12 protein-coding genes are annotated in these 16,723 nt (G+C 47.3%); 7 read left to right on the plus strand and 5 right to left on the minus strand.

The features are described 5' to 3' along the window. Positions 1-4: 4 nt before the first annotated feature. From S2091_RS01770 to S2091_RS01780, 3 genes are read right to left on the minus strand one after another with little or no spacing between them, the layout of a single operon-like run. Positions 5-259: a phosphopantetheine-binding protein gene (locus S2091_RS01770; protein WP_105530044.1), complete on the minus strand. Its 255-nt coding sequence runs from the start codon at positions 257-259 to the stop codon at positions 5-7. After that, positions 252-1,058 carry a lysophospholipid acyltransferase family protein gene (locus S2091_RS01775; protein WP_243405291.1) on the minus strand — a complete coding sequence of 269 codons (807 nt, stop codon included), beginning with the start codon at positions 1,056-1,058 and terminating at the stop codon, positions 252-254. Before S2091_RS01775 ends, S2091_RS01770 begins: the two co-directional genes overlap by 8 nt. Then, on the minus strand, positions 1,018-1,785 hold the full coding sequence (locus tag S2091_RS01780) for a beta-ketoacyl synthase chain length factor (protein ID WP_105530046.1): 768 nt from the start codon (positions 1,783-1,785) through the stop codon (positions 1,018-1,020). The genes S2091_RS01775 and S2091_RS01780 overlap by 41 nt, the downstream gene beginning before the upstream one ends. Positions 1,786-2,324: 539 nt before the next feature. Here S2091_RS01780 and S2091_RS01785 point away from each other — a divergent pair. Then, complete coding sequence (locus tag S2091_RS01785) at positions 2,325-4,445, plus strand: carboxy terminal-processing peptidase (RefSeq protein WP_105530047.1); 2,121 nt, start codon at positions 2,325-2,327, stop codon at positions 4,443-4,445. A gap of 164 nt (positions 4,446-4,609) precedes the next feature. On the opposite strand, the gene S2091_RS01790 is transcribed toward S2091_RS01785, so the two are convergent. Continuing rightward, positions 4,610-6,592 carry an alkyl/aryl-sulfatase gene (locus S2091_RS01790; protein WP_207769582.1) on the minus strand — a complete coding sequence of 661 codons (1,983 nt, stop codon included), beginning with the start codon at positions 6,590-6,592 and terminating at the stop codon, positions 4,610-4,612. 7 nt (positions 6,593-6,599) lie between these two features. Then, on the minus strand, positions 6,600-8,219 hold the full coding sequence (locus S2091_RS01795; RefSeq protein ID WP_105530048.1) for a GMC family oxidoreductase: 1,620 nt from the start codon (positions 8,217-8,219) through the stop codon (positions 6,600-6,602). A gap of 162 nt (positions 8,220-8,381) precedes the next feature. On the opposite strand from S2091_RS01795, the gene S2091_RS01800 reads away from it, so the two are divergent. From S2091_RS01800 to S2091_RS01825, 6 genes are all read left to right on the plus strand, one after another. Next, on the plus strand, positions 8,382-9,338 hold the full coding sequence (locus tag S2091_RS01800; protein ID WP_105530049.1) for a LysR family transcriptional regulator: 957 nt from the start codon (positions 8,382-8,384) through the stop codon (positions 9,336-9,338). A gap of 228 nt (positions 9,339-9,566) precedes the next feature. Continuing rightward, positions 9,567-10,802, plus strand: a complete 1,236-nt coding sequence (locus S2091_RS01805) for a porin (protein ID WP_105530050.1) — start codon at positions 9,567-9,569, stop codon at positions 10,800-10,802. Positions 10,803-10,984: 182 nt separating this feature from the next. Beyond that, on the plus strand, positions 10,985-12,421 hold the full coding sequence (locus tag S2091_RS01810; protein ID WP_105530051.1) for a coniferyl aldehyde dehydrogenase: 1,437 nt from the start codon (positions 10,985-10,987) through the stop codon (positions 12,419-12,421). 442 nt (positions 12,422-12,863) lie between these two features. Further along, the gene (locus S2091_RS01815; protein ID WP_105530052.1) at positions 12,864-14,642 is read left to right on the plus strand and encodes a DUF1302 domain-containing protein; all 1,779 of its coding nucleotides are present in this window, start codon (positions 12,864-12,866) and stop codon (positions 14,640-14,642) included. 121 nt (positions 14,643-14,763) lie between these two features. Further along, positions 14,764-15,360 carry a chalcone isomerase family protein gene (locus S2091_RS01820; RefSeq protein WP_105530053.1) on the plus strand — a complete coding sequence of 199 codons (597 nt, stop codon included), beginning with the start codon at positions 14,764-14,766 and terminating at the stop codon, positions 15,358-15,360. Positions 15,361-15,663: 303 nt separating this feature from the next. Next, positions 15,664-16,617 (plus strand): alpha/beta hydrolase family protein, encoded by a 954-nt coding sequence (locus S2091_RS01825; protein ID WP_105530054.1) that lies wholly within the window; start codon positions 15,664-15,666, stop codon positions 16,615-16,617. Positions 16,618-16,723 lie beyond the last annotated feature (106 nt).

Below are 16,723 nucleotides of genomic sequence, written 5' to 3' on the forward strand. Positions count from 1 at the left end.
TTCTTTATTTTTTTCTAGCGTGTTCTATCAGCTCAGTTAAAGCGCGTACCGATGCAAAATGGCGGCGTGTATCTTCTGAGTCTGCTGATAGCGTAATTCCGTAGCGCTTTTGCAGTGCCACACCTAATTCCAATGCATCGATGGAATCAAGTCCTAAACCTTCAACAAAAAGAGGTGCATCGGAATCGATATCGGCTGCACTGATGTCTTCAAGTTGCAGCACTTCAATAATTAAATTTTTAACTTCTAGTTCAAGCATGACGTTGGATTTCCTCAGCAAAATAGGTCTGTAAATAGGTTGTCAGGTGCCGTGCCGACATGACGTCACTCACGGCATTGTTTGTAAATTGGTCAATCTCAATATCATCTTTCACTTCAATCCGAAAAGTGGCTGGGCGTAGCGGTATTTGCCACCATTTTTCGCCTTTACTCAATGTCTTCGGATAACAAGTAATTACTACTGGCGTTACATTACATTTTGCGCGAACGGCAATATTAGCCGCGCCTCTTTTTAAGCAAATCTGACCGTCCGAAGGAGTGCGCGTCCCTTCCGGAAATACGATTAAATTACTGCCGCACTCTAGCGAGTTAATACAATCATTGACGAGTTCACTGCCATGATTATTAAAAATATAGCCCGCTGCGATGACTGCCCCGCGGGTGAATAGATTCGTTTGTAAATCGGCTTTTACTATGCAATCGGCACGTTTAACAAAAGCCATTAAAAATACGGTGTCAATTAAAGTGGGATGATTTGCTAAAATTAATAAACCAGAGCGATCCAATCGCTGACGCCCAATAATTTCATAACGCAGCACACCTAGACCCTGCATCAAACCGACAAAAAATCGAAAAGCCACGCGTATCATTGTTCTTGCGAGTGCGGTCCGGTAAGCTCGGTTCCATACCAACAGATTCAACAAAGGACAAACCAAAACACGTAAAAATAGGCCGCCAATTCCAAAAACCGCAAAGCAAAATCCTGTTGCCAACAAACGCCAACCATAGAAGGCGCGCTCAAGCACTTCGACTCCAGCTCCAAAGTCGCCTTTCGGCAGTGCGCTCAAACACCGGGTCGCCGCGCAGATAAAATTTCAATACTTCTAAACTGGCTGGCATCGCATTTTGCTCAGGTAGATTCGGCTCAACAGCTTTCCAACTTAATTGAATCACATTGCGCTCTGCTGACACTGCAGACACTGCTGGCACCATCAGCCAAGCCCAAGCATGAGGTTGCTCTTCGCAATCTTCAAATTGCGACAAGAGCGAAGGCAAACAATTGTCAAATACCACCAACAATACTGAGGGAGCGCCGTCCGCCAGCAAACTGCACGCTTCAATTACCCCATGTTCAATCGTGCACTGTCCGGCCGCTAAGGCAATATGATTAGCTTGATCACTGCGTGCAATAGAAAATAAACCAGCACTAGCATTATGCACCGCCAAGCCGAAGCTGGTAGGTGAAAGCGGCTCGTTTTGTACGACGTTTGCTAACAGCTCCATCGCGCGTGATACATCACCATGGCGCGAGCAAAAAACTGTTGGGATAGTATGTTGGTCACTAGTGCGGCCATCCAGACATTGATAAGCCACTTCCAGCGCCATTTTGCCTAAAAAACCAGCGCGTCTACGCAACATGGAAGGCATTTTCAAGACACTTGGCTCAGCACCAGCTTGAATAACAAAAGGCGCTTCAGCCCAGTCATTCCACTCCTGATTTGTGACTAAATTCGGAGCCCATGCGGCATGAGCTGCTACTGAAAATTGAACCTTATTGGTCTGCATAATTTCTGGCTTAAATTGAAGCGAAGGCCCAACATGTCAATAAAATATTAATAAAGCAACTAATAATATGGCTTACATCACAATAATGCGACCGAATTATATCTTATTGCTGTTCGAGAATATTGGAATTAAGGCTCAACTACGCAACAGAAATTACAGATAAAGCCATTGAATTTGAGACTTCACGCTGCTGGTTTGAAACGCGGTGTTTTGTGCAACCCAAAAGCAATACATTTAGCGTTATTTTGATTAAAAAATGCAATTATTTAATCAAATGGATAGGGAAATAAACACTATAGAATTTGCAAGCCATCCGTTCGTATTGCCCCTCGTCAACTTCCTGTCAAATCTGGCAATGACAGATCAATGATAGATATAGCGCAGCCCAAATACCGATATATCTTGGCAACATTGACGCGTTTTGTTCTAATATGCTGCTCTTGCCAACCCTGTTTGGAATGATTAAATACGCACAGGCCCGCTACGAGTCGTGAATATGAGCGTCCATTTCTCAATTTAAAAAATTTGCCGGAATCGAAATGAAAAACAAAATACTGTGGATATTGCTCGCGTTATTTTCAACGACGCTCAATGCGACGCAAGAAAATGGTGCACTTAGCCCATTACCGCAACAAGCCAGAGCAGCGCATTTTGCCGCCAGAGTTCTTGCTCAAGAAAATTACGAACATTTGCCATTTGACGAAAAATTATCTTCAGCCATTTTCGATAACTATATAAAAGAGCTGGACGGAGAAAAGCTAATATTTTTACAATCCGACATTGATCAATTTGCGAATGCGCGGCCCCAATTTGGCCTTGCCCTGCTCAACGAAGATCTGAGTATTCCTTTCGCCATTTTCAATCTCCGCCAACAACGCATTGCGGAACATCTCAATTATTCCCGCTCCTTGCTGGCACATGGATTTAACTTTAAGGAAAAGGAAAGCCTTCAGCCCGACCGGAAGTACGCGACATGGCCAAAATCTAAAGAAGAAATGAATGACCTGTGGCGCAAGCGCGCAAAAAATGATTGGCTGCGCCTCAAACTCGCCGGTAAGGACGACAAAGGCATCGTCGATATTCTGGACAAGCGCTATGACAATTCGCTGAAGAGTATTTTAAGGATCAAGGGCGACGACGTATTTCAGATTTTTATGGACGCGTATGCAACGGCTAATGACCCGCACACCAATTATTTCGGAGTGCGCGCTGCGGAGAGTTTTGACATTTCGATGAAGCTGTCGCTGACCGGTATCGGTGCCGAACTTCAATACAAGGATGAATACATCACGATCAGGCATCTGGTACCAGGTAGCCCGGCCGAACTATCCGGTAAGTTGAAAGCTGGAGACCGTATTCTGGCTGTCGGGCAAGGCGAAAAAGGTCCAACCAGCGACGTCATGGGCATGAGTATTTTCGATGCGGTGGCCCTGATACGGGGAGCGGAAGATTCAGTGGTGCGCCTTGACGTGCTACCGGCCGAAGCAGGCCCTGACGGCACGCATCAGCTCGTTACTCTGATCCGGAAAAAAATTACGTTGGAAAATCAGTCCGCAAAGAAATCGATCATCGACGTGCAAGACGGCGCAACAACACGTCACATCGGCGTAATCTCCCTGCCAGGATTTTATCGGGATTTTTTTGCACAAAAAAATGGCGATAATGATTTCAAAAGTGCCGCCAGAGATGTGTCGCTCATCCTTGAGGAATTCAAAAAAGAGCAGGTAGACGGCGTGCTGCTGGACTTACGCAATAACGGTGGCGGCTCAGTTGAGGAAGCCATTGAGTTGACAGGGCTATTTGTAGAAAAAGGTCCGGTCATGCAACAGCTTGATTCAAAAGATCGCGTAAAAGTAGACAAGATCAGCGCCGCAGGAACGCCAGTATGGAAAGGGCCGTTTGGTGTGCTGATCAATCGTGCGTCGGCATCTGCCTCTGAAATTTTCGCAGCGGCGATCCAGGATTACGGTCGTGGAATCGTAATCGGTGAAACAAGTTTTGGAAAAGGATCGACGCAGGCCGTGGTGAATCTGGATCGACTCGTGAAGAACGACAAGCCTGATTTTGGCGAACTCAAGATGACTGTCACCAAATGGTTCCGGATTAATGGCGATGCCATCCAGTTGCGCGGCGTGACGCCGGATATCATTTTGCCGATGTTCACTGATGCGGAAAATTTTGGCGAATCCAGCTTCGACAATGCCCTGCCATGGGGAAAAATACCTGCTACCGACTACAAGTCATCGAGCGATTTAGTACATATCGTGCCGACACTAATTGCGGATCACAATGCGCGGGTCAGCAAAGACAAAGCCTTCCAGGATCTGCAGGAAGACATTACCGAGTTTAAAACGCAACGCAAAAAGAATCTCATCTCGCTCAATGAAGATGAACGCCGTAAAGAACGTGAAGCGCAAAAGGCCAAGGTAAAACTACGGAAAAATGAGCTGGCAAAAACCAAAAGTGGCAATTCAAGCGAAAAGGATGCCGCTGGAACCGACGCATCAACACGTCAGGATGACGGCTTGCTGGCAACCGAACGTAATTTCACCAACGACAAAGATGCCGATAAAAAGGATAGCGCCGACAAGGATGTATTGCTTAAAGAAGCCGCGCATATTATCGACGATGAGGCTTCCTTATTAAGAGCGAAACGTTAACGTAACAGGGAAAAACTGTACCGATCCCATCGAGTTGGCCACTTGTTATAAATTTATTTATCTTCCCAACGCCCAACGCAACGCTTCGATAGATATATTTAACAGCCAATCCAAATCCATTTCAGGTGCATTTGGATGGCTGTTGATCGGAACAGTTAATTCGGCTACCGGATGACGATTCCAAATGTGCCGGGTTGTTTTTCAATTAGCGCAAGGAAGCGAATCAGCTCAATCTTACTACCATCAACTTTCAGGTCGTCGCTCATAATGACGTCTTTAATGCCCAAGGTACCAACCATCATTTTTACGAACAACGGCTTGGTCAGCGTTAATGTCGCATTAGCGTCATTTGCAGTTGGTGCTTTCCGATAATGTAACACTGCATTTTCTATCCACAGAACATACGATTCTTTAGCATCCGTTAACACCAGATTAAGTTTGTAATTTTTGCCTTCGGCATCGGGGCCATTCAGTGCTGCTGCCATCGCCTCCAGAAATCGCTCAGTTGGCGTTTGCATCAACAACTCTACGAAGTCAGCGCGGTTCACGCCTTTTTTCGGCGGCCCGTTTCTCAGCTCCCCGGCTGCGGTCAGATAACTATTGCGCCAGGTCGCGGATTCGGCCTGGTAACCCATTTGTTCATAGGTTTTTGCCAGAAGCTCACTGACAGACTTGTTGCCAGGGTCGGCCAGTACTGCGTGGTTCAACAGCTCGGCGGTCCAACGGTATTCACCCTTATCATAGGCAGATTTTGCGGCCGCGAGCACCTTGTCGGCGCCGCCCATCAATTCAAGATAATGTTTGGAAGATTCGGCCGGTGCTAACGGATTCAGCTCGGCAGGATTACCGTCATAGGCACCAAGGTAAAACTGGTAGATTGCCTTGACGTTGTGTCGCAGATCACCGTAATAACCGCGAACGCCGAACTGGCTGGCCAGTGATTGCGGCAGCTTGATCATATCGGCGATTTCAAGCGGTGTGTAACCGGAGTTGATCAGGCGAACTGTCTGGTCATGCATATACTTGTAAGTGTCACGATGCAGTTTGAGCATGTTGACGATTTGCGCGTTACCCCATACCGGCCAGGTATGTTGGCTGAACATGACTTCTATTCCGCTCACTTGATCGATAGCCTGATCCATGTAGTCAGACCAGCCCAACGCATCACGCACTTTTGCACCGCGTATCGGCAGAAGGTTGTGCATGGTTTGATTGACGAGTTCGGCTCCACAGTAGGCTTTGTACTCAGGAATCGAAAACGTCAGTTCGGCCGGAGCTTCGGCTCCAGGCACATTGTGAAACACAAAGCGCACGCCATCGACTGTCAGCTCTTCTGACGATTGCGATATCAATTTGGTCGGCTGCATAATTCCGAACGTACCGTAAACCACATCTTTCCCAAGGCCGGTATCCACCAGTCCCTTGGCATTCGGCGGTAAATTCCGGCCAAACTGGTACGCTGAACGACGTCCCATCGCCGTACCAACCAATACATTTTCGCTGGTTGCTTCCTCCATAAATCCCTTTGGCGCAATCACTGGAATATTACGCTGCCTGACTTCGTCGGCGCTGATCACGCCCAACACGCCGCCGAAATGATCAATATGGCTGTGGCTAAAGATGATTGCACTGACTGGTTTGTCGCCAAGCTTCTGACGCGCAAATGCCAGTGCGGCAGCAGCGCTTTCACGCGCGGTCAGCGTGTCGACAATAATCCAACCACTTTTGCCTTCGATAATCGTCATGTTAGCGATATCGAATCCACGCACCTGATATATGCCGTCCGTAACCTTGAACAGGCCCATTTCGGCATTCAGCCTGGCATGACGCCACAGGCTCGGATTGACGGTTGAGGGTGCGGGGCCGTCGATAAATTTATAGGCATCAAAATCATGCAGAACAGTGCCGTTTGCACTGAGAATCTTGCCGGTTGGGCGAGCAATCAGACCTCGACTTGCCGCTTCAAAATCGACCGGATCATCCAGCTTCAGATCCTTTGCAAATCCTGCGTTATATTGCACCGTGCTCACTGTGGCGTCAGCCGTGCTAACCAATCGCTCAGTGTGTTTGGTAAAGTACATCGACGTGGCGACTGCCCCCGCCACCACTATTGCGGCAATCGAAACTGAAACTGAAATTGATTTCATATTATCTTTAATAGGTTTTGGTTGATCGGCTGGCGGCTATCATGGCGGCGGCTTTTTCGCCGATCATGATGGTCGGTGCGTTAGTATTGCCACCCACAATGGTGGGCATAATCGACGCGTCGACTACGCGCAGACATTCCATGCCGTGCACGCGCAGCTGCGCATCCACCACAGCCATCGGATCGTTTATCGGTCCCATCTTGCAAGTGCCCACCGGATGGTATTGAGTGTCTGCGCGATTGCGGACATCCTTCTCTATCTCCTTAAGGTCGGCAACATCGACCGGATACAACATCTTCTGACGCACCGGTGCCAGATGAGCAGATTCCATAATGCGTTGCTGAATCTGTCCACCCCTGACCAACAACTGCAGATCACGTTCGTCACTTAAAAAGCAAGGGTCAATCAATGGCGCCATGCGCGGATCGGTACTACGCAAGTTAACGCTACCCCGGCTGTAGGGACGCAACACATCGACATGACAGGAAATTCCATGACTTAAATGCGGCTTGCGCGCATGGTCATCGACCAGAGCCAGCACAAAGACCAATTGCAAATCAGGCAGCGCAATTTCCGGCGACGATTTCAAAAATGCACCGGCTGATGCAAAAGTACTGGTAATCATGCCGCGTCGCTCCCGGCGCCACTGGCCAATTGCGCTCGCGACATTTTTAATACCGCGCAGCGATGCACCGAATGTTGCACTATTGCTTGGGGCAATCCAGCTTTGCACATAATCGATATGATCTTGCAGATTTTGTCCGACACCTGGCAGATTGACGACGGGTGTGATTCCCATTGCGCTCAATTGTTCGGCGTTACCTATGCCCGACAACTGCAGCAACTGCGGTGTACCGAAAGAACCGGCGCTCACAATAACTTCGCGACGCGCCTTGACTGCTTTCAGTTCATTACCCTGATAAAACTGCACACCGGTTGCACGGCGTCCAATAACGTCAATTTTGGCACTAACCGCATTGGTAATAATTTTCAAATTCGGGCGCTGCAGATTCGGTGTCAGATACCCCTTTGCAGCACTGCAGCGTTCCCCGTTTTTATGAGTCACCTGATACAGAAAAGCGCCTTCCTGCGAGGCGCCGTTGTAATCCGGATTCAGTACCACGCCGCTTTCCTGGGCAGCGCGCAGAAACATCGCGGACACGTCGCTTTCATAGCGCGGATAGGTCACGTTAAGCGGACCACCTTGCCCATGAAATGCATCATCGAACTGCTCATTGTTCTCAGCACGTTTAAAATAAGGCAGCACATCGTCATAACCCCAATCCGGGTTACCCAATTCAGCCCAATGGTCATAATCCCAGCGATTGCCCCTAACGTACAGCATGGCGTTAATCGAGCTAGACCCGCCTAGTGTTTTGCCGCGTGGCTGGTACCCTTTTCTGCCATTCATGCCTGGTTGCGGCACGGTTTCATAAGCGTAATTATTGATTTTGGTTGGAACCATGGCAACAACCCCAGCCGGAGCGTGAATCAGCACGCTGGAATCAGAACCACCAGCTTCGAGCAGACAGACCGTGATATCCGGATTTTCTGTCAGTCGTGACGCGATTACGCACCCGGCCGATCCGGCGCCGACAATAACGTAATCAAATTCCTGATCGCCCATATTATTAAGTCTCCTGATTGTTTTATTTTTTAATTAAGTTCGATTCCGGCTCATGCTTTATATGCAATCGACCGGATAGAAGTTGCCTGGATTTAATATATTGCAGGATCTGATGGCATGCTGTCTAATGCATCTTATGCCTACATTCCATAATTCAAACTCATGAAACTTGACCCACGCCAGCTAACCCATCTGCAAGCCGTGATTGAAAATGGTGGATTCGGACGCGCAAGCGAAGCGATTCATTTAACTCAACCCGCACTGACCCGCAGCATCCAGGCGTTGGAGCGCAGCGTCGGCGCCAAAGTAATTAACCGTCAGCGCGGCGGGCTGGTGCTGACTGAAGTCGGTGAGTTGTTGTTAGAGCATGCCTGTCGGCTGAATAAGGCAGAGCGTGAATTGCAGCGCCATATCAGCATGATCCAAGGGCTGGAGATGGGCGAGTTGCGTATCGGCGTCGGGATGTTTGCCGCAGCCGGCCTGATTGGGCCCGCAATCGGACTATTGAACCAGCACCATCCGAATATCAAAGTGCGGGTAACCGTGGCGCCGTACCATGAGATGCCGGAAAGAGTACTGAATGGCGACCTCGACATCATTGTGATGGAGAAATCCTTGCTGACGGATCGCGATCAGTTCGAGATCGAAACCTTGTCACCGCATCCTATGGCGATGGTTTGCCGCGACGGACATCCGCTGCAATCAAGGAAAAAAGTCGGGTTGCGCGAGATGTTGTCGTTCCCTTTGGCGGCCCCTAAAATGCCCCCAGCATTGGCCGAAAATTTTAAACACAATTTGTTGAAAACTGTGCCGGATCTGGCAGAGCAAGCCCGCGATCTGGCGACCATTGAGTGTGATTCGTGGCGTATCCTGCTCGACGTTATATTACATTCCGACGCCGTAGCTATGTTTCCAATATTTGCCATTGAACAGGAACTGCGCTCAGGGCGGCTTCACTCGCTTCCACCTTTTGACATCGGTATCGATTTTCGTTTAGCACTGGCCTATCGCGGACGCCGCGACCTGACCAGCAGCGAAGCCCGCTTTATCGAACTGTTGCACCAGCACGACAAACAGATCTTTGCGACCATCCGCCAGTTAATGTCCGACAGCGCCTAAAGCTTCGCCATCACCAATTTACCCACACGCCCAATGCCAACGCCACCAGCTGGAGCAATGTTGCCGCTCTAACCAAGCTTCGCTGCCCTCCATAACTTTGACTCATTAAAATGCAAATTAATATGCATTGGACATACTGATCTACTTTCCCCGAAGATAAAAGCGCAGGGATGACAGGTACACAGGTGCTTGCTCCCTGCCAATGAAAATAATCAACAGGGGAACAAAATGAGACAAAGCAAAAAAACACAGCAGAGTAAGAAGTATTTGAAATGGATGGCGCTTGCCAGCCTGTCAGCAATCAGCATGACGGCGGCGGCGCAAAGCTCGGTCGAATTGTTCGGTGTGCTCGACCTGGGCATATTGTCCGAATCGAATACATCCAATCCGGCGCTAGGCTATCTGCCCAATCCAAGCGATAAAGGCCATTTAACCGAAATGAAGGACGGTGGCGTGACCCTCAGTTACTGGGGCATCAAAGGTGGTGAAGATCTGGGAGGCGGACTCAAAGCCAATTTTGTATTGCAAGGTAATTTGAACGCCGCAAACGGCACGGCGGGTGGCCCAAACAGTTCGGGTAGCACTTCGCTATTCAATCAGCAGGCCAATGTCGGCATTTCTGGCAATTTCGGAGCGCTGAAAGCCGGTCGGGTAATTTCACCAATCTTCGATGCATTCGCCAGTACCGATGTACGGGGCGGCACATTTTTTGGCAGCGGTTTAACCGCTGTGGTGGGGTTGAACAGTGCCACTGGCAGCTTCTCCGGTGCAAGTTCAAACGCCTCGCTTGGCGCGTTATACAACGACAATGCTATCGTCTATTCCAGTCCGGTTTTGAACGGATTTGCCGCATCCATCGAAGTGACAATGGGCGGCGTGGCCGGCAATTCAGCGGCTTTGCGTCAGTCAGCCGCAACGCTGACCTATACCAGTGAAAACTGGAAGTTCGACGGTCTGATTTACAACGGCAACGACGACGGTATAAAGGCCGCCGCCACTCCGGATGGCACCAACACTAACCGGCTCGTGCAAGTGGGTGGAATGTATACCAACGGCGCAGTCTCGGTTGCCGCGGGTTATTTCAAAGGCAGCAACCCGTCCGATACCGGCGCTGGGATGAATCCAGCTCTATTAGGTGGAGCGCAAACATCGGGTAATTTGGACATGTACAGCGTGGGTCTCGGCTACAAAGTAACGACAGCGCTGAAGCTGACCTCCGGTTATTACGATTTGAAGGACCAGGCAAATTCAGGCAACCACGCCGCGATGTTTGTTATCGGTGCCGACTATGCCTTATCCGCGAGGACCAAGTTTTACGCCGATGCCGCAAGTGTTAATAACGTCGGCAGCAACATGAATATGGCACCTGAATATGGCGTGCCAGTCACGGCCGGGGGCAAGGGAGCGGTCTCAGATGGGATCACGTCCACCGCCTTCATGCTCGGAATTCGCCATAAGTTCTGAGTCTGACACTGTCTGAAAATCCGGGATTTGAATCTCTGACCGGATTTTCAGCAGCTCTCCAAAACAAGCGTAAATAAATGCGATTTGAGCAGGTTTGCTTAGGGGTGCTCCTACAAAATACCAATCGCCCTATGTTCTATGTTATTTGCGTAAGCCCTACTCTTATTGAAAGTTCCAGAACGATGAATGCAAGACTAAATAGTGAAATTCCTACCGAATTCTCTGACTGTTTTCAAAAACAGCGCGCCGCTTATTTAAAAGATCCGGTGCCAAGCTATGACAGCCGACGTTCAGATCTTCAGCAACTGGCGCGCATGCTGAATGAAAACAAAGATGAAATAATCGCAGCAATCAACGCAGACTACGGAAATCGATCCACGTTTGAAACCTTGTTTGCCGAATTCTTCGTGGTGCTGCAAGAAATCAAAGACAACATGAAACACTTAAAAAAGTGGATGCGGCCGCAACGACGCAAGATCGATTTCATGCTTTACCCCACTTCACGGGCCGCTGTTATCCCGCAACCGCTTGGCGTTGTCGGGGTCATCGTTCCATGGAACTTTCCCTTAAATTTATCGTTTGCGCCTCTTGCCGCCATATTCGCAGCGGGCAATCGAGCCATGCTGAAAATGTCGGAAAATTCCAATAATCTGGCGCGCCTGTTGATTAAAATAGCGCCGCTTTATTTTTCAGCTGATAAATTACAGTTTTTCGAAGATGGAGGCGGTCGCGGCCCCGCTTTTTCTTCCATACCATTTGATCATTTGTTCTTTACCGGATCTGGCCAGACTGGTCGTGCCGTGATGGCTAATGCGGCACGCAATTTAACACCAGTCACGCTGGAGTTAGGTGGCAAATCACCCGCCGTTGTCGGCGTTGACTTTCCTATCGCAAGCGCAGTTGGCCAAATTCTGTGGGCAAAAGCGTTTAATGCAGGGCAAATTTGCACCAATATTGATTATGTTTTTATTCCAGAAGGCAGCGAAGCAGCGTTCATCACTGAAGCGCAGCAGATTATCGCCAAACGCTATCCGGACATTAACCATAATGACTACACATCCATCATCGATCAGCGCTCGTATCATCGTTTGCAAGAAACGTTGAACGAGGCAATTAAGAAAGGTGCGCGTAGTGTGAATCTTTTTGAAGGATCAAACCCAGATCCGGCAATGCGCAAATTTCCGCTCACGCTGGTGTTTGATGTTAGCGATAACATGCAGATCATGCAGCGTGAAATTTTCGGGCCGCTGCTGCCTATTAAAACTTACCGGAATGCGCAAGAAGTGGTCGACTACATCAATGCGCATGATCGTCCATTGGCACTCTATCCATTCACGAACGACAAGCAATTACAGGATTTTTACATCACTCACGTTATGTCTGGCGGGGTTTCTGTGAACACTGCGTTACTGCATGTGGCGCAGCATGATATTCCCTTTGGTGGGGTGGGAGCGAGCGGCATGGGCCACTATCATGGTCACGAGGGCTTTGTGACTTTCTCCAAGCTTCGTCCTATCTATTATCAAGGATTTTTTTCTGCGATTAAATTGCTGATGATGCCGCCCTACAATAACGGCGCCAATACGTTCATTAAATTATTAATCAAGTTATTCGGGTAATTCCGCGCAAAATAATCACATCAGATTACTTGGGAATGCAGTGGAATACGCTGTCATGCTGCATTCGCTTCCCGCCTTGCGATGACCTATTGCGCCCACGCGACCTGGTCAGCAGCGAAGCGCGCTTTATTGAACTGCTGCAAACCTACGCAAGCATAAATCAATAGGTGTTCTCCTTCATCTAAAACACCACACCTTTTGAAATTACCCACTCATCCGAATGTGATTGAATCAGTCGACGCAACGTGGTCGCTTCCCTCTGAACTGGCCTACTTTCATGAGTATTTTTTATAGAAATACAAAATACTATGCATTGGACATGCCAATCCAATTCCCCCGAAGATTGCAACTCTGGGATGTCAGGCACACACGCGCATGCTCCCTATCAATAAAAATAATCAACACGCTCGGTTGACGAATCATCTTCTAAAGGCAAGAAAAAATGAATCATCGCAAAATATCGCTGTTTGTAGCCAGTGCAATCGCCATCATGACTGACCAAGTTTATGCAACTGATATAGAAATTGCCGACGGCACGCTCACCGTCAATGCAACTGTAGTTGCCGGTACCGCACTGCGAACTGAAAATCCTAATCCATCGCTCCTATCTCCAGCCAACGCAAAAGCAATTGGACTAAGTGGAATTTCTCCCAATGGCGGCAATGGGGACGATGGAGATCTGAATTACAAACGTTGGTCACAAACCTCAACAATATTAAAAGGCTACCTGGATCTGGACTATGTCAATCAGAACTACGGGGCGCATATGGGTATCAAGGCATGGAATGATTTTGCCTTGGAAAATCAGAATGTACTTTGGGGCAATCTACCCAATGGTTACGCAAACGGCACTCCATTGAGCGATAAAGGTTTTTCAAGTGAGGCCAAATTCAATGGTGCCGAATTAACCAGCATGTATTTATATGGTGAAAATGAAATCGGCGAGGGTAAGGTCGAATGGAAAATCGGTGAACAAAGCTGGAATTGGGGCCGGGATTTTCAAATTGGCTGTGGCCTGAACGATTTGCTGGTGCGTGACAACAATGCTCTGGTAAGACCAGGCGCATTACCTGAAGAGACGGTAATTCCTATTCCCGCACTACGTGCCGTGTATTCTGTAACTCCGTCAACCTCAATCGACATGATTGTGCAAACGCGTTTTCAAAGTAATGCCGCCCTGGGTTGTGGCACATTTTATTCGCAAGTGGATTTTGTTTCAAATGGCTGTAATCAGATAATCGTCGCAAATGCAATAACCGCACCAGAAGCCATAAGCAAGGGTTTTTATGTTACACGTGCTGGAGATATTAAACCGGGCAATGCAGCGCAAGGCGGTATCGGCATACGTCAAGATATTCCATCGCTGGACAGTACGGTTGGCTTATATCTGGCCCAATTTGATTCCCGACAGTTTTTTTATGGCACATACAAGTCCACCAATGCAATTCCATTTTTGCCTTCTAATCCAAACAACGGCAATCCACAATATGCGCTGGAATATCCCGGCGACATTCGAATGGTGGGTTTAACCTACGACATTGAACGCAGCGAAGGAAATATTTTAGCGGAATTAACGTATCGTCCGGACCAGCCCTATCATTACAACACCATTGATCTTCTCAATGCATTCGTCAGCAATACGGCGTCAACTCCATTGCGTGGCTTGGCGAATTCAACCCAAGCGGGCCAACTGTTTAACGGTTACGAAAAAATGAAAGCCGTGCAGTTTAATTTATCCGCAACTCAAACGTTTTCTCATTTAATGGCGGCTGATGTCGTGACATTGATTGGTGAATTTGCGGTAAAAGTGGCGCCAGATTTACCTGATCAGTCGGTTATGCGGTTCGGGCGCCCTATGTTCTTTGGCAGTGCTCCAATAGGTGGTGCAGCATGTCAGTCTTCACTGACACAGATGGAATGCAGCAATGCGGGATACGATACCCGGTCATCATGGGGTTATAAATTGCGCCTCAATTTTGACTACCCTCAATTGGTTGCTGGCGTTGATTTTGATCCGAAGATTTCATTTGCCCAGGATGTGCGCGGCTGGTCGGATGATGGCGTATTTAGTCAAGGTAGAAAATTTGCCGTCATAGACTTGAAAACTATTTATCACAAATCAATCAACATCGATCTGGTCTGGATACCAACCTGGGGTGGCGATTTCAATCCCATGAGTGACCGTAGTACTCTTGGTATTAATGTGGGTTACAAATTTTAAGAAAAATCGTTTTTCTCTACGGCCAAAATCAAGCATGAATTCAATGTTGTTGCCATTCCAATTTAGTAGGAATTGAAGGTAATAACATTGAATCTGCAATCAATCATTTCTGAGGTAAATCATGTTTACTAAATTTTACGGTAACTTCGCGTTATCTATTACGCTATTGCTATGTCCATTTATATTTTCAAATCACGCGTTTGCTGTTGATGTTTTTGGAATTAAAGTTCCGGAATCCGTCACAATTTCTAATCAGGAATTGGTACTAAATGGGGCTGGAATTCGCACTAAATTTTCTACCAAATATGCGGTAGCTTCACTTTATCTGCACGAGAAAAAAACCACTGTGGATGACGTCATCGCTTTATCCGGTTCAAAACGACTGTGTCTGGTGTTGATGAAATCTAGCTCTTCGGATTATTTTGCGGAAGGATTTATTACCGGCATTCGTAATAATGCAACCAGAGAAGAACGCGAAAAAGTTTTTTCTTCTATGGCTAAATTTGGGCAATTATTCTCGATTATTTCGGATTTTCAAAAAGGCGATATTGTTACTATCGATTGGATACCAAACAAAGGAATCGTATTTGCCATCAATGATAAACAACTCGGCGAATCGATTAACGATCAATTATTTTATTCCCTATTTCTGAAAATTTGGTTGGGCGATCACCCTCTCGACTCCAGTCTCAAACGGGCGTTATTAAGCGGCCATTAATATGGTCAAATAACCACTTCAATTAGGAATTGCGCTGTGTAGTTTGTTTGGTTGCCCTAAAACGGATGGTTGTGACCGTCTTCTTTAGGGTAGAAGCTGTGTCAATAATACAAAATTAATCATAATTATGGTTTGGAAACAACGTGAGTACATTGCGCTATGCAAATTACTTTATTGGCGATTGCAAAGGATGCTAATGTGCGTGGCAGTCAAATTCTTGCTTTATTTTACCAAATGCGACTCAACCAACTAGGTGATTAACTATTTTCGTCATCTACATTTTACAAACTGCATCGGATAAATATGTACAATTTTTTTAGATATAAGCTGGAGCTTATTGTTCGATCTCTGATCATTGGCGCGTTGATCGGACTTTTCACAGCACCTGTAGCCGCCTTGGCATCTGGCAATCATCATTATGATCCAGTGGCTGACGATGAATTTGTGGCCGACAAAGCATTTCCACCCAAATCTAAAGAAGTGGTGTTTGATAGTTTTGGGGTTTCATTGTATGGGCAAGTCTATTCAACACAGGGCAAGGGAACTCATCCAACCGTACTATACGCACGGGGTTTTCCCGATTCAACGGGAAGTAATGACATTGCGCGCGTATTGCGGCGTGCAGGCTATAACGTCATGTTTTTTAATTATCGCGGCACTTATTCAATGGGGGGTGTTTTTTCAGAACAACACGCTTATGAAGATTTGCAATCTGCGCTTGAATTTTTACGCTCAGATAATTCAGAAAAAACGATGGGAATTGATCCGAACAACATTATTCTTTTTGGTTACAGTTTTGGAGGTCCGATTGTTTTGAGATTGGCAGCTGAAAACGCAAAAATCAGAGCGGTTATACATATGGATGGAACCGACTTACGTGCCTTTAAAGAAATGACACCACAAGATAAAGCCGAGTGGGATGAAGGACTAACTTCAAAATTAGTTCCATCAGCAACTGGCAAACAAATTACTGATGAGATTATGCCCCACATGGATGACTGGGACCCAGCGCACTACTCAGAAGGGTTGGCTGGAAAATACGTGTTCCTCGCATGGGCATCAAAAGAAAGCTCTAAACAGGTGGATAATGTTGCTTCGCTTTCTGATTTATTTTCAAAACGATCCCATGTAACTGCCACAATATTTAATACCGACCATGGCTTCTCCGATAAGCATATTGCTCTCACTAGAGCAATATTACATTGGTTGAAAACAATTCCTCAGGTTAAAGTTGCATCCGCAGAAAAATCAAATTAAGCCCATTGCCGATAGTTGACAAGCGCCGTAGATACTGGGTAGAAAACCCAGCATTTCAGCCGATGATGCTGGGTTTTCTACCCAGCCTTCTACAAAATCCATGCGC

This window comes from Solimicrobium silvestre (genome assembly GCF_002976435.1).
GTDB classification, from domain to species: Bacteria; Pseudomonadota; Gammaproteobacteria; order Burkholderiales; family Burkholderiaceae_D; genus Solimicrobium; species Solimicrobium silvestre.

Coding starts and splice junctions, on each gene's coding strand:
- S2091_RS01770 (WP_105530044.1), bottom strand. CDS start 259: ATGCTTGAACTAGAAGTTAAAAATTTAATTATTGAAGTGCTGCAACTT.
- S2091_RS01800 (WP_105530049.1), top strand. CDS start 8,382: ATGAAACTTGACCCACGCCAGCTAACCCATCTGCAAGCCGTGATTGAA.
- S2091_RS01820 (WP_105530053.1), top strand. CDS start 14,764: ATGTTTACTAAATTTTACGGTAACTTCGCGTTATCTATTACGCTATTG.
- S2091_RS01795 (WP_105530048.1), bottom strand. CDS start 8,219: ATGGGCGATCAGGAATTTGATTACGTTATTGTCGGCGCCGGATCGGCC.
- S2091_RS01825 (WP_105530054.1), top strand. CDS start 15,664: ATGTACAATTTTTTTAGATATAAGCTGGAGCTTATTGTTCGATCTCTG.
- S2091_RS01810 (WP_105530051.1), top strand. CDS start 10,985: ATGAATGCAAGACTAAATAGTGAAATTCCTACCGAATTCTCTGACTGT.
- S2091_RS01785 (WP_105530047.1), top strand. CDS start 2,325: ATGAAAAACAAAATACTGTGGATATTGCTCGCGTTATTTTCAACGACG.
- S2091_RS01805 (WP_105530050.1), top strand. CDS start 9,567: ATGAGACAAAGCAAAAAAACACAGCAGAGTAAGAAGTATTTGAAATGG.
- S2091_RS01790 (WP_207769582.1), bottom strand. CDS start 6,592: ATGAAATCAATTTCAGTTTCAGTTTCGATTGCCGCAATAGTGGTGGCG.
- S2091_RS01780 (WP_105530046.1), bottom strand. CDS start 1,785: ATGCAGACCAATAAGGTTCAATTTTCAGTAGCAGCTCATGCCGCATGG.
- S2091_RS01815 (WP_105530052.1), top strand. CDS start 12,864: ATGAATCATCGCAAAATATCGCTGTTTGTAGCCAGTGCAATCGCCATC.